This is a genomic window from Bacillus sp. FJAT-28004 (genome assembly GCF_001280845.1).
Classification (GTDB): domain Bacteria; phylum Bacillota; class Bacilli; order Paenibacillales; family Paenibacillaceae; genus Pristimantibacillus.
In genome coordinates this window covers 724,371-737,783 of sequence record NZ_LGHP01000002.1, presented here as the reverse complement: position 1 = coordinate 737,783, position 13,413 = coordinate 724,371, and the positions used below count along the sequence as shown (strand labels likewise).

The 13,413-nt window shown below is 43.6% G+C and carries 13 protein-coding genes; all 13 read right to left on the bottom strand.

Annotated features, from left to right (window positions below; genetic code table 11):
- Window positions 1–31: 31 nt before the first annotated feature.
- Entirely contained in the window at window positions 32–928 is an 897-nt protein-coding gene (locus tag AC787_RS25260) for a carbohydrate ABC transporter permease (RefSeq protein WP_054027720.1), read from the bottom strand.
- Between the two features lie 17 nt (window positions 929–945).
- Window positions 946–1,866 (bottom strand): ABC transporter permease, encoded by a 921-nt coding sequence (locus AC787_RS25255; protein ID WP_054027719.1) that lies wholly within the window; start codon window positions 1,864–1,866, stop codon window positions 946–948.
- A 74-nt stretch (window positions 1,867–1,940) separates the two neighbouring features.
- Complete coding sequence (locus AC787_RS25250) at window positions 1,941–3,665, bottom strand: extracellular solute-binding protein (RefSeq protein ID WP_054027718.1); 1,725 nt, start codon at window positions 3,663–3,665, stop codon at window positions 1,941–1,943.
- Window positions 3,666–3,811: 146 nt separating this feature from the next.
- Complete coding sequence (locus AC787_RS25245; RefSeq protein ID WP_054027717.1) at window positions 3,812–5,428, bottom strand: response regulator; 1,617 nt, start codon at window positions 5,426–5,428, stop codon at window positions 3,812–3,814.
- Window positions 5,421–7,163, bottom strand: a complete 1,743-nt coding sequence (locus AC787_RS25240; RefSeq protein WP_161807572.1) for a sensor histidine kinase — start codon at window positions 7,161–7,163, stop codon at window positions 5,421–5,423. Before AC787_RS25240 ends, AC787_RS25245 begins: the two co-directional genes overlap by 8 nt.
- Complete coding sequence (locus AC787_RS34190) at window positions 7,087–7,272, bottom strand: hypothetical protein (protein ID WP_054027715.1); 186 nt, start codon at window positions 7,270–7,272, stop codon at window positions 7,087–7,089. The genes AC787_RS25240 and AC787_RS34190 overlap by 77 nt, the downstream gene beginning before the upstream one ends.
- A 3-nt stretch (window positions 7,273–7,275) precedes the next feature.
- Entirely contained in the window at window positions 7,276–7,419 is a 144-nt protein-coding gene (locus tag AC787_RS34185) for a hypothetical protein (RefSeq protein ID WP_161807571.1), read from the bottom strand.
- A gap of 30 nt (window positions 7,420–7,449) precedes the next feature.
- On the bottom strand, window positions 7,450–7,905 hold the full coding sequence (locus tag AC787_RS25230) for a GNAT family N-acetyltransferase (RefSeq protein ID WP_054027714.1): 456 nt from the start codon (window positions 7,903–7,905) through the stop codon (window positions 7,450–7,452).
- 78 nt (window positions 7,906–7,983) lie between these two features.
- Window positions 7,984–8,319: a DUF4181 domain-containing protein gene (locus tag AC787_RS25225; RefSeq protein ID WP_054027713.1), complete on the bottom strand. Its 336-nt coding sequence runs from the start codon at window positions 8,317–8,319 to the stop codon at window positions 7,984–7,986.
- Window positions 8,320–8,586: 267 nt separating this feature from the next.
- On the bottom strand, window positions 8,587–10,173 hold the full coding sequence (locus tag AC787_RS25220) for an alkaline phosphatase family protein (protein WP_054027712.1): 1,587 nt from the start codon (window positions 10,171–10,173) through the stop codon (window positions 8,587–8,589).
- 94 nt (window positions 10,174–10,267) lie between these two features.
- Window positions 10,268–10,990 carry a DUF421 domain-containing protein gene (locus AC787_RS25215; protein WP_054027711.1) on the bottom strand — a complete coding sequence of 241 codons (723 nt, stop codon included), beginning with the start codon at window positions 10,988–10,990 and terminating at the stop codon, window positions 10,268–10,270.
- A 248-nt stretch (window positions 10,991–11,238) separates the two neighbouring features.
- Window positions 11,239–11,763: a GNAT family N-acetyltransferase gene (locus AC787_RS25210; protein WP_054027710.1), complete on the bottom strand. Its 525-nt coding sequence runs from the start codon at window positions 11,761–11,763 to the stop codon at window positions 11,239–11,241.
- A gap of 219 nt (window positions 11,764–11,982) precedes the next feature.
- The gene (gene melA, locus AC787_RS25205) at window positions 11,983–13,395 is read right to left on the bottom strand and encodes an alpha-galactosidase (RefSeq protein ID WP_054027709.1); all 1,413 of its coding nucleotides are present in this window, start codon (window positions 13,393–13,395) and stop codon (window positions 11,983–11,985) included.
- Window positions 13,396–13,413: the final 18 nt, after the last annotated feature.

Sequence of the window (13,413 nt, the reverse complement as noted above, 5' to 3'; positions counted from 1 at the left end):
TCCCGATATGATGTAATGATGTTCCGTAAATCTATCCTTTCACGCTGCCCAGCACGATGCCCTTCATGAAATATTTTTGCAAAAAAGGATAAAGAACAAGCACAGGCAGTGCAGCAAGAAAAATTTGCGAGGCTTTGGTTGTACGGTCGGATACCTCCGCTAGTGCCTTCATATCTTCCGCTGTCAGGTTACCCCCTGCGGTAAATAGTTCCGTACTTACAACAAGTGTCTGCAAATACGTCTGCAACGGATAATTTACAGGCGAGTTCATATAAATCAGTCCATCGAACCAGGAATTCCACTGACCTACACATGTAAATAGCAAAATTGTTGCCAGTGCAGGTATCGAGATCGGAACCATCATTTTCCAAAGCAATTGCCAGTGGGTACATCCGTCAACAAGGGCAGCCTCCTGAATTTCTTTGGGTGTACCACGAAAGAAATTGAGCAGCAGCACGATGTTAAACACCGCCACAGCGCCTGGAAGTACAAGTGCCCAGATCGTATCAAGCATATGGTAATTTCGAATGACCATGTAAGTAGGAATTAGTCCCCCGCTAAACAGGATTGTTACAAAGAAGAACCACACATAGAAGGTGCGCATGGGAAAGTCCGTCCGTTCCTTTGACAACGGATATGCGGAAATAATGACCACCAATAAACTGATGATCGTTCCGAGGACAACCCGCACAATGGAAACGAATAGCGACTGTAAAAATTCCGGTTTGGACAGTGCGTACTTGTAGGAGCTCAGCGTAAAATCAACAGGCCACAGCTTGACTGCCCCCGCCGTCGCCGCCGAGCTTGAGCTAAAGGACAGAGCCAATATATTAATGAGAGGAAGCAAGCAAACAACGGCTAATGAAATAAGAAAGATATTATTGCAAATAAGAAAAACTTTTCGTCCAAGTGAATCATTGAAGTCCATAACTGCCACTCCTTTCCTTAAAAAATACGGTAACCAGCTAATCGATAAGCCAGCCAGTACGATGCTCCTACAAAAATCAAAGAGACCACCGATTTGAACAGGCCGACCGCTGTCGCAACCGCATATTGGGCATCAATGAGGCCTAGTCGATACACGAAGGTGTCCAGAATATCCCCTGTACGATAGACAAGTGGGTTATACAGATTGAACACTTGGTCAAAGCCTGCATTCAGCACTCCGCCAAGGCCCAGCGTCGCGAGCAGTACAATGATGGGCAGCATACCTGGCAATGTCACATGTATCGTCTGTTTCCATCTGCCGGCCCCATCCATGATTGCTGCTTCGTATAACGTAGGATTAATGCTGGTAAGTGCAGCAAGATACACAATGGTGCCAAACCCGAATTCCTTCCACACATCCGTGACAACCAGCACATAAGGAAACAGCTTATCATTGCCGAGAAAAAATAACGGTTCCATTCCAAACCAGCTAATCACTTCATTCAGCAGTCCCTGTGACGGTGAGAGAATATCGATCAGAATGCCGCCAAGAATGACCCACGAAAGGAAATGAGGTAAATAAATGAGGGTCTGCACTGATCTCTTGATCGATGATTTCCGCACTTCATTAAGCAGTAAAGCCGTCACAATAGGTGCAATTTGACCGAAGATTATTTTCAGAAATGCAATAAAAATCGTGTTCCATAATACCTGACCAATCCCAGGCATCTGGAGCATAAACTCGAAATTATTCCAACCCACCCATTTGGAATCGAAGAAACCTTTTGCGGGAATAAAATCCTGGAAGGCAATGACAATCCCTGCCATAGGGATATAATGAAACATGATCAACAAAACGATTCCGGGCACCAGCATAAGATGCAGAGGGAGATGTTTCTTCCAAGGTCGTCTTCTTTTGACGGTCGCCGCTTGCAACATTATCATTCCTTTCTAAGCTGATAGAGTAAGAAAGGAAGCAAGCGAATCAAGCCTGCTTCCTCTCCATTCTCAGGTTATTGTTTAGCCTTATACCATTCGTTGACCTCAGCAGTAATCGAATCTCCGCCAAATTTCTTCCAATCCGCTACAAACTTATCGAACTCGCTAACATCCGATTGCCCCATAATAATTTTCGTGAACACTTCCAGCTTCATCTTATCCAGTGTGCTTTTCTTGGCTGTCATCGTTGGCGTGCTCGGTCCCGAATATTCATCAACAAGGTACTTGTTTTCCTTCACATAGTCGCTGACTACATTCATGCCGCCTCCAGGTCCAGCCCATTTGTAGGAAGACCAGGCTTGCCCTTCCTCGTTGCTGTCTTTAAATTTGCCCGACAACCACAGCTTGTAGAGATCATAATGATGTTTTACATCAGCAATCGGGTTATCCACATACTGTCCTGCATCTTCCGATGCTTGAACACCCCTGTGAATATTAATGAGCTCCAGTGGATCACTTATGATGACAGCTGCAAATGCAGATACATTAATTTCTTTGTTTTCTCCGCCGTACCAATAGGCATCCAGTCGTCCTTCTGGACCATACTGCTTCTCTACTGCAAAATTAAGCAGCTTCACAAGCGCTTCCGGATGCTTGAAACCTTTGCGAACGACATAATAGTTCCCTACCGGAATGCCACCCGAGGTGCTTGCAGGCTGTTCGTCAAAGGAAATTAGTGGATACGGCTTCCAATCCGATTTTTCCTTTTTATAATGATCCGTCAACGGCCACCACACGGCGCCTTCGCCTGAGTAGAACATGCCCGTTTTGTTGCCGGCAATCAGCTCATAAGCTTTAGCCTGATCCTTGACCGCAAACTCTGGATCGATCAGACCTGCTTTGAACAGATCCTGCAGCTTCTGCAGCGCCGGCTTGAGGCCAGGTTGAATATCCCCATTGATAAGCTGTCCAGAATCATCTTTGACCCAGCGTCCCGGATAAGCATGGAAGCTTTCGAAGAAGCCCATTAAAGAGTTCAAATCCTTATTGATTCCACCCAGCCCTATCGTGTCCTTCTGGTTGTTGCCATCAGGATCTTGACTAGCAAAAGCCTCGGCGATGCGATATACGTCCTCCATCGATTTTGGCTCTGACAAATTTAGCTTCTTCAGCCAATCCTGCCTAATCCATAACATCTGCGCCCCGGTACCCGTGAAGGTAACACCAGGCAGTGCAAGCAATTTGCCTTCGAAGGTTGAGGCCTTCATTCCGTTGCCTCCATCATTACTTATAACTTGCTTGGTTTTATCCGAAGCATATTTCTCGAATACTTCCGTCATGTCCTCGACCATATCGGCATCGACAAGACGCTTCAACTCATTGGCCGACACTGTCAAAATATCCGGAATATCGCCTGATGCGATGGTCACATTCATTTTTTGCTGCCACTGCGTCTGTGGAACACTCCACTCATTGATTAGCTTAATACCAAGCTCCTCTTCATAAGAGCGATACCAGATATTGTTGTCAATGCTGTCACCCTTCTCGAACTTGATAGATGGCGGCAGCCACCTCACGGTTGACACTTCAATCGCAGGCTCATATTTACCAAGTGGATCAGCGGCAACTGATTTGTCTTCCGTATTCCCTGCGCCCTTGCTATCTCCTGTGTTTGCAGTGTTTTCTTGTTTGCCCGTATTTCCATTTGCTCCGTTATTCGTAGTGCTGCATGCTGATGTTATGAGAAGCATGACTGCTGCAGCGAATATCAGATATCGCTTCAGACTTTTGTGTTGCATGTTCATTCCCCCTTTTGTTGTAAACGCTATCACTTGCTTAAATAAAGTATAAGCCCGTTACATCAACTAACGTAACAGGCCATTTCTTTACTTCTGCTTATCTATTTTTTACCTTTGTGCAGAAGCTTGCCTAACTAATCAACCCATTATCGTTCTTCTAGCGCTCGATAATCCTGTGGGGTATAACCGCTTGCTTTCTTGAAAAATCGTGTGAAATGGGGCGGTGAAATAAAGCCAAGCGCAGTACTGATTTCATGAATTTTCAGATCTGGTTGAACCAGCATCCGCATGGCTTCTTTCAGCTTCGCCTCATGGATATAAGTGAGCACGTTCGTGCCCGTTACCTTTTTGAACGCTCTGGATAAATAAGAGGGATTCCACTTTACAATCTCTGATAAACGCACCAATGAGAGATCATCACCCAGGTGGTCGTGAATATAACCCTTCACATGATCAATTGTCCGATCACGCCGTTCCGCCTGATCCTGCTGCTGCATCTCAAAAATCGTCATGGCAAGTCGATAATAATAATCCATACATGACGCAGGATCAATTTGACCAACTGCTGGCTGCATTAAAATTGACAAATCAGTGCGCACCGATAGACGCTCCTGCAAATTGAACCGATGGATATGGCGCAAGAAAACGAGCGAAAGCCCAGAGTAAACCGATTCGACTCGCGTTGGCTCGGCTGTGAAACGCTCCCAGGCGGAATCGAACGCTTCGGCCTGGCCGTTTGCTAAATATTCGCCAAACAAATCCGTTTTGCGCAGCATCTTCGTCCGATAGAGCTCCGTTTCGTCGAATTCGACTTGAACAACCCCGTTTCGATCACCGGATTGACGATGATATTCATGCTCCAGCATAGCCCAGCGGTCGGCGATGTCTTCCCACTCGCATGGAGACTTGTCCAGCAGGAACAATAACGAAATATCGAAAGAGAGTAGACATGCGGCCTCCGCATTCTCTGCATATTCCCGGACGGCAAGTAGAATGCCACTCCACAAAGCAGGCTCTTCAAATTGTTCTTCTGAATGGCTGACTGCCGGTTGTATGTACCAGACCATGGTTTCCTTGTCGACAAATATATACTTCATATGCAGGTGGGAATAGCCATATTGCTCCTCGAGCACCTTCATCCCCGCATGAAGCTGAGCTTTGCCGATTTGTCTCGATCCTGATTCCAACCCTATCAGTTTAGCCATCATAATGAGGACTGGACGCTTCGGATCCAGCGGAATACCCAGTTCCTCAAATTGATCGGACCTGCTCAGCCTATCGAAAGATTCGCTATAAAGCAGTTCGCTTAACAGCTCGTTTTGTAGCAGCGGCAGCGTTTGTTCCATCTGCTGCATCGCTTTGACCATAAGACCTTCAATCTGCTGTTCTCCGGCTATATCCTCCGCCAGCTTGCCGATGGTATCCAAAATCGTCTCATGACCTTCGGTCTTAAGCAGATAGCTGGTATTGTCATAATGTATAGCCTCATAAACATAATCGAATTCGCTATGCCCCGTCAGAAAAACAACCTTACATCTGGGCCACAGTCTGCGAATATGCTTATGAAGCTCCATTCCGCCAAGAACAGGCATCCGAATATCGGTCATTACGATGTCGAACCTTCCCCTCCTTAACCATTCAAGTGCCGTCTTTCCAGAATAGGCCTTGTATAATTCGAACTCGACCGGAAAACGTTCCTGCAGAAGTGTGTAGAGACCGTCTGCAATATCGGGCTCATCATCAACAATTAACAATCTAAGCATACTCTTTGTCCCCCTTCCATATAGCCAACCGAACTTCCAATCCTCCAAGGCCGCTACGCCCCACAACGATTCCGCCTCTATCCCCGTATTTCATACGCAACCTTCGATGAATGTTAAGAAGGCCGGTCGTTTCAATCGTACTTTCATCCGTTCTCAGCAGCCGCTCTAAGGTCTCTAGTCGTTCCTGATCCAAAAGTGAGCCATTGTCTTCCACACGAATGAGCAGACAATCTTCCTGCTCTTCGAAAGTAATGGACAGAAGTCCACCTTCTTCTATATGGTCAAACACATGCTCGAAAGCGTTTTCGATTAATGGCTGAAGGATAAGACGCGGCACTTTAACCTCCCGATAAGAGGTAGGCACCTCGCCGCACTTGACCTTCATTCGCAGTCGAAAACGCCTTCCCTGAATTTCCGCATAAATCGTAGCATGTTTAGCCTCCTCGTAAAGCGGAACCTCATCTGAGGAATTGCGAGTAATATACTGTAAATAACTGCCCATCTGTGAAGCGAACTGCTTGGCACTGTCATGATCCTCTACAGCAATCATGTTATACAGAGTGAAATAACTGTTATATAGAAAATGAGGATTAATTTGTGATTGTAGATGCTTCAGCTCAGCTCGTTGAACTAATATTTTGTGCGTATATACTTGTTCAATCAATTCCCGCATATAACGGGACATTTTATTAAAGCCCTGGAGCAAATATCCGAACTCGCTGCGGCTGTTTTCGGTGATCGTAACGTCCAATTCGCCCTTCTCCATCTTCCTGAATGCGCGCAGAAGCGCCAGCAACGGCCGATGGATCATACGGTACAGGGAAAAACAAAGCACAATAATAAAGAATAAAAACACTGCTATTAACACCCAGAACAGCTGCTGGTAACGATGTAGATTGTTGAACAAATGTTTCTCAGGAACAAAATGAATAAGCGAGAAACCGAGAAGTTGAGAGAAACGGGAGGATACGAGCACTCTGTTATCTCCCTCCCCAACACTTCTGATATTCTCGTATTCATTTGGCGCACCTGATTTATATTGATCGATGTACTGATCTAAATAGGGATTCTCATAATGATGAGTGCGAATAATAAAATCGCCGTTCGAATCGCTTAGAACGGAGCCGCTGTTCTCGCTGCTTTCTAGAGAGGAAAGTGACTTACTCAGTTCATTCGGAGAAAGCTCTACAATAATGGAATACATCGCATTTTCCGCTTCGTACAAACCGCTTACCTCGTGAAGGAGTACAATATAGGGAATATGGTGAAGGAAATATATCGCTTTGCCCGGACTCTTCCTGGCGAGCTCGCTAGTGTCATGGAATTGCTCATTTGCCATCGCGCCCGTTCCCTGCATAGCAGATATCGTGCGGTTGATCGAGGGTATATGAACCGACACATCCGAAATATATACGCTGCTGTTTTTCAGTGCAAACAGCCTATCCTGCACCATTAGAATGGCCTGGCTTTTGTCGTATTGGTTCATGTAGCCTGGAATAACCGCCAACTTGTTCAGAGACTCGTCGTTAATTAAATCAAACTGCAGCAGTTGAATACGTTCGACTTCCTTCTCCATCGCGCGTATATTCGCTTCAACCCGGGACTCCATCGAGTTGGATATTTCCCGCCGCAGCGACTCCCTTCCTCCAGAGTAAAAGTTATTCCCGATCAAGATGATCGGTATCAACATCAAAGCCAGCAATAAAGCGAAGCGAAACAAAAGCGAGCTCTTCATTCTGCCAAACCCCGTACGGATAAGTACCGCCTCCATTTACGCCAAGTTTGCCATGAAGCGGCAACTTAGTCACGTTTTTTGATGAGACATGTTCGTTAAGCGTTTTCATCGTTTACACATTTTCATTATTTAGAAGATTGTGCTCAAAAGCAACAAAAACAATAGTTTCATCGTAAGCCATTTCTTGCTCTTTCAACATTGACTTTTTTAAGATTTGGACAAAAAAAAGACTAGATAAATCAATTGCTTGATTCATCTAGCCTTCAACTCTATTACATCAAATACATTAATTATCGAGTAAAAGCTTCATACCATCGTGACTAGCTACAAAACCCAGGCGCTCGTAGAATCTGTGGGCATCTTTACGATTTTTATCAGTCGTTAGTTGAACCAAATGACAGGAATTCGCTTTCGCTTCCTCGATCGCATAACGAAATAAGCTTTCTCCAACCCCATTGCCTCGATAACGTCGGTCAACACGAACACCTTCAATTTGTGCTCTCATGGCACCAAATCGAGCAATTCCAGGTATCATTGTAAGTTGAAGACAACCCATGACTTCATCGTTATCCATCGCAACAATTAATGAATTACCCACTTGTTGCTCGATTTTGTGAAAAGCATCAATATAGGATTGAGGAAGTGGGTCCGTAGACTGTTCACGTGTTTTACCTAATTCATCGTCGGCTAATAAGCGGACAATTGCGGAAAGGTGATTAATTGTTGCTACTTTAATTTCCATTATTGATCTCCTTTAATGACTATGTACAAACGCAAGCAGAGAAATCATTGGTTATCGATTAGCAACATCTACTAAACATTAGAAAATGAAATAAACTAAAGCTACTCCAATGAGTAGTACAATAAGTGAAACAATATATTCTTTCGAACCCTTTAGATACTTCCAATCTATAAATGACTGAAAGCCCGCATTGGTTATTATTAGTAACATCAAAAACCACTTCAAAGCATTTCCCTCTAAGTCACCTAAAATAATTATAGTAAATGCAATGAGTGCAATGATAATACTTCCCCATACCCTAACTTTCTTACCTCTATCTGAAAGTTCCGCTTTTTCAGCTCCAACAAGCCATTTTCTCAAAATTAAACTAGTAAAAACGAGGAATATAGCTATTAGTCCAATTTTACCACCCATTAAATCGCTCCCTTTTCAAGTTCAGAAACAGGGTATTGTTCAAGTGAAATTGTTTTTTTTCTTTTAACGATACATAGAGAAGATGCTCGATCACGCAAATGTTTTCCCCCTCACAGCCTTAATATCCAAATATATTCCATAAGACTATGATGTTATCCTGCAAGTTAGTTAAGGAAGGTTGCCAACCGGCAGCCCTTCCTTCTCCATACTTTATTTCTATAGTTGTACACTATACTAGAAAATATCAAATATCGTAAAAGTATGCTGCTACTTTGTTAAAAGCTTAATTAGAAATGATTTTAAATCTATGATACGCAAGAATTGCGGCTTTTGATCTGTTCCACTAATGATAAGTGGGATCAGCGATTCCGCTTGTCCAAGAGATCCATGGCCTCCACCTCCTATGTGCGTTGGTGAGCTTCTGTCTGCCAGTTCATAACCTGGCTTTGCAGTGACAACCAAAAATTCTCCGGGGTGAGAATGTAAAGCTCCGGATAACCGTTGCAGTGCATCAGGGTACTTGCCATAGTGCAATGTATGTTGCTGAGCGTTTATTTTCAAATCCAACACCTCTGCATCTTGTTCGACCACCCATTTTTGTTGATAAGGATCGATCAACTTTCCATTGGCTTTAAATCTGAGCTCTTTAGAAGTTTCGCCTTGAGTTACGTAGATCCACTCCTTTTCTTTCCATGAAATAAAATCAATGCGAGGATCGGCTATTAATAAAGAGGCAATGTCTTTTAGCGACATCCCCTCTTTAAGTTTATAGACATAAGCCATGGTTTCATTGACGGCGAGAACGATTTCCGTTTCGTCCGTTACGGGTTCGCCCTGAGTAAACACTTTATAGTCATTGAAAAAGGAATGTAAATCGATAATTGGGTTATCTTGGGCAGGCAGAATTTGGGTCTGTCCACTATCGCCAACGGTAATAAAGATAGCTTTGTTCAATGCTTCTTCCGGCGAACCAAAGCTTTGCAATAAAGATTGAAGCTGCCTATCTACTTCCTTTATTCCATTTCGTTCCGTAGATCCATTTTTATGAATTTTCTGATCCAAATCAGGTAAATAGACGTATAAAAAATCGGGCAATTTATTTGCCTTTATTAAATAATTAGCCGTATCAATGGAAAATTGATTGTTTAAACCCAAGCGCCGAGTTAAACCATCAGGCAGTTTTTGAATACCTTTAAGCGGATCTGACAATGTACCCAAAGCTAAATAATCCGGGCCTTTTACAGAAATTTTTTTCGGCAATGAACCTTGCATTAAGGGAGGAATGGATAAAGTATGATTAACGGTGCCCCGATAAATCAAACCATTAATACTACCGGATTTCATGCCACGTTGAGCCAAGTCCTCGTAAATGGTAGGCGCTTGTACATTTAAGTGGCTACCGTTCAATTGGACTAACGCATCAACCAATACCGTATCAACTCCAGTTTTGATGACCTCCATTGGTCCGGTTCCATAATTGATGAGTTTTTTTTCTTTCGTCGAATACCATGTCAAACCAGGTACGCGATGACCATCTGGATATGTTCCTGTAAACAGAGAACTATCAATCGTCACGGACATGGTGGGAAAAGAACTGACCAGATCCTTATAATAGTGGCCATGTTCGATCAGAAATTTTATGGCTGGAAGTTCATTTTGCGCTAGGCCTTTATCAATAGCTTGTGCCATTAAAGAATCGATCAGCAGTAGAACGACTTTCTTTTTGTTTTCACCGTTTAAGGATTTCACTCGGACTAAATCTTGTTCTTTATGTGTTAATTCTTGACTTTGGCATCCCGAAGCTACAATCAATATAAAGATACTCAGCAGAATCAGGCTCATTTTTTTTCGCATGAATGAAGCTCACCACCTATCTATCATGTGCTTTTTTATGTCTATGCTGTTCCGTAATCCAACCTCTGGCTTCTATTTGGATTTTAAGCTTTAATCACGAGGGATGCCTCCTCTTCTCTGGTTCTGAAAAGACCCGCACGTTTTCGTTTTCATTAACGGTCGCTAATATCACATCGCGGATATTCGCGTTAGCAGGTGCTATCTTGGTATTAAGCCATACAAGATCTTTTCCAATTTCGTGAAGTAGCGACATATCAACTTTTCCATCTATAATAATCGGCCTTGATATAGTAAACGGTCGAGTCTCTAATTTCATATCTGCCGGAGTAACTGGTTGGTACTGGGTGTCCATGAAAACGGATATTGTTCCACCCGGCTCCCATACCGCAAGGGATACTTTTTGTATATCTTCTACTTTTTCTTTTCTAAGCTCTGAAAATAAAAATTCAATAGATATTTTTGCTTTAGATAGGTTATGAAATTGGAGGAGTCCATTTTTAATGAGTGTGATTGGTGATGGGTCTAGATATCGTTTGAAAAACGGCCATTTCAGGCTCAACCACGTCGCTGCAACATATAACACGATTAAAACAATGGTAGTGATCATAGATCCTTTTAAACCCAATTCCTCATCTGACAGCGGATGAGCTATAATATTGCCGAGGGTCAGAGCAATAATGAAATCGAGAAACCTTAATTGAGAAATGGAACGCTGTCCCATCGATTTAGTTACAAGGAGTAAAAAAACAAAGCTAACAACGGCTCTTAAGATCCATTCAATACTGGTCAACGATTCTTTACTTTCGAAAAAATCCAATTTATTCAGTCCTTCCCCAAGTATCCATAATTAGTGATTACGTTCCCCATATTTTCCAACCTCTATACCCAATTGCCTAAAAACAGCTAACCAAAAATAATGCTAGTTTGCGGCGAGCCGAACAACTTATTGCACTGAGGAATTAATTTAAGAATCTGCTCGATAAAAAATAAAAAAAACCTCCCCACAGCCAATCACCGCTGTAGAGAGGTTCACCTCTAAAATATATCTTTTATATTTTTTATTATTCATTTTATCAAAGAGTAAATGTTTGTATCATATGCAACACCATTTTGATACATATAGTTTTTCAAAATCCCTTCTTTTTCGAAACCTAGTTTTGCTAATAATTTATTTGATTCCTTATTTTCAATAAAAACAACTGCTCCAATACGCGTTAACTCCAGTTCTCTAAAACCATATGATATAACTTTTGAAACTGCTTCAGTGGCATATCCTTTTCCCCAATACTCGGGATGAAGTTCGTAGCCTATTTCAGCTCTCTTATGTTTTGAAGACAAAGCGTTAAAACCGATTGTCCCGATAATTTCTTTCTTACCTTTTAGCTCAATTCCCCATCTAATGCCTCGATTTTCTTGGAAACTCTTTGCAAAAAACGCAACAAGTTGCTTTGCTTGCTCTATACTTGTGAAAGTATCTTGTCCATAATATCGTGTCACATCATTATGGGAAAAACAATTGAAGATACCTTGAGCATCTGTTTTAACGACTTCTCTCAATTGTAATCTTTCTGTCTCTAGTATTGGAAACATTCAACCACTCCATTTTGATAAAACATATATTTATTCCTACTTTATAGTAAAAGAAGGGAATGATAAACATTAACTTTCTTCAATAATCCTGCCCCCACCACGTGAAACAAGCCCTTAGAAGTGATTCTAGAGGCTCGTTTCTTTAATCATTTTCTTTTCCATGGATCAACGGTTCATAACACTTTGTTGATATCTTCTCAAAACATCCTCGTGAATAGCTTAGGTCGCAAGTTCACCGAAACGCGAGAAAATGGCAAGCGCTGGGTCCATCGGAACATCAGCTCTCTGCACGTCCGGCGGAATCTCGATTGTCGGCGTCGGCCTTGGCAATCGGCCTTCGAACTGAGGAAGCCATTCCGCCTGCGCCACCAGCATCTCGGTGACCAAGTCCCGAATTTGTTTCAGCGTCAGAACAGAAGAAGTCAATGGATCAAGTGCGATCGCCTGTACGACAGTTTCTGGGTCGCCCGATTTGGCTGCCAGAACGGCAAGTCGCTGCACGTTGATGTTAGTGAGATTAAGTGCCGCACACTGCGGCGGGATCTCGCCAATGATCGTCCGGTGGATGCCGGTCCGGTCGGCGAACACTGGTCCTTCCGCGCAGCACTCCTCCGGAAGGTTTGAAATCATGCCGCTATTTCGCAAATTACCGCTGAACTTGAACGTCTTGCCCGTTTCGAGAGCCTCAATAATATAAGCGCAATATTCCACGCTTCGGGCGGGCAAATCGGCCGGCTCATCTGCCAATAGGTCGCGTTCCTTATATTTGTTCGCGACATACGTACACCAGTTGAAATAGGCGCCCGTCTCACCGCCAAAGGCTGGCTCGTCGCAATAGAGCTCAAGCGCTTCCGAGCTCTTTCGGAACCAAGGCACATATTCGGAGAGATGGCCTGTCGACTCGGTCATGAAATAACCGAAATGCCGGAATACTTCTCCGCGCACCTTCTCGTTGACATAGAACTCGGGCTTCTCGAACTGTTCACGAAGCTTTGGGTACAAGTCTTTGCCTTCATGCTCAATCTTGAGGAACCAGCCCATATGATTAATGCCGCCTGTCACGATGTCGATCTCTGCCTTCGGCACCCCTACATAACTGGAGATCAAATCCAGCGTGGTCTGGACACCATGACATAATCCAACATATTGAATCTTCGTCTCGCCCAGAGCCCAACAGATCATCGCCATCGGATTGACATAATTAAGCAGCGTTGCTTTCGGGCACAGCTCCTCCATGTCATGCGCGACATCGAGCATAACCGGAATGCTGCGAAGGGCGCGAAATACACCGCCCGGACCAAGCGTGTCGCCGATACATTGATCGACTCCGTACTTTAGCGGAATCTTATAATCCATCTCAAACCCGGTCAAACCACCAATCTGGAACGAACAGATGACATAGTTGGCATCCAAGAGCGCTTCTCTACGATCCGTCGTAACAGAAACTCTCGATTTCAGTCCGTTCTCTTCAATGACACGGTTAGCAAAAGCCGCAACCTGACTGGTCTTGTTCGTCGTTGGCGCCATCAAGACGAACTCTGTGTCCTCAAGTGCCTCTGTCGCCATAATGTCGAGCATCAAAGTTTTGCAGAACACAACGCTACCTGCCCCAATAATCGCTACCTTTCTCATTGCTATCGCTTCCTCTCA

Bases quoted from the DNA above. Each gene is read 5' to 3' on its own strand.
- AC787_RS25255 (WP_054027719.1), bottom strand. From the start codon at position 1,866: ATGTTGCAAGCGGCGACCGTCAAAAGAAGACGACCTTGGAAGAAACAT.
- AC787_RS25260 (WP_054027720.1), bottom strand. From the start codon at position 928: ATGGACTTCAATGATTCACTTGGACGAAAAGTTTTTCTTATTTGCAAT.
- AC787_RS25220 (WP_054027712.1), bottom strand. From the start codon at position 10,173: ATGCGAAAAAAAATGAGCCTGATTCTGCTGAGTATCTTTATATTGATT.
- AC787_RS34185 (WP_161807571.1), bottom strand. From the start codon at position 7,419: ATGAATCAAGCAATTGATTTATCTAGTCTTTTTTTTGTCCAAATCTTA.
- AC787_RS34190 (WP_054027715.1), bottom strand. From the start codon at position 7,272: ATGAAAACGCTTAACGAACATGTCTCATCAAAAAACGTGACTAAGTTG.
- AC787_RS25245 (WP_054027717.1), bottom strand. From the start codon at position 5,428: ATGCTTAGATTGTTAATTGTTGATGATGAGCCCGATATTGCAGACGGT.
- AC787_RS25250 (WP_054027718.1), bottom strand. From the start codon at position 3,665: ATGCAACACAAAAGTCTGAAGCGATATCTGATATTCGCTGCAGCAGTC.
- AC787_RS25210 (WP_054027710.1), bottom strand. From the start codon at position 11,763: ATGTTTCCAATACTAGAGACAGAAAGATTACAATTGAGAGAAGTCGTT.
- AC787_RS25230 (WP_054027714.1), bottom strand. From the start codon at position 7,905: ATGGAAATTAAAGTAGCAACAATTAATCACCTTTCCGCAATTGTCCGC.
- melA (WP_054027709.1), bottom strand. From the start codon at position 13,395: ATGAGAAAGGTAGCGATTATTGGGGCAGGTAGCGTTGTGTTCTGCAAA.
- AC787_RS25225 (WP_054027713.1), bottom strand. From the start codon at position 8,319: ATGGGTGGTAAAATTGGACTAATAGCTATATTCCTCGTTTTTACTAGT.
- AC787_RS25240 (WP_161807572.1), bottom strand. From the start codon at position 7,163: ATGAAGAGCTCGCTTTTGTTTCGCTTCGCTTTATTGCTGGCTTTGATG.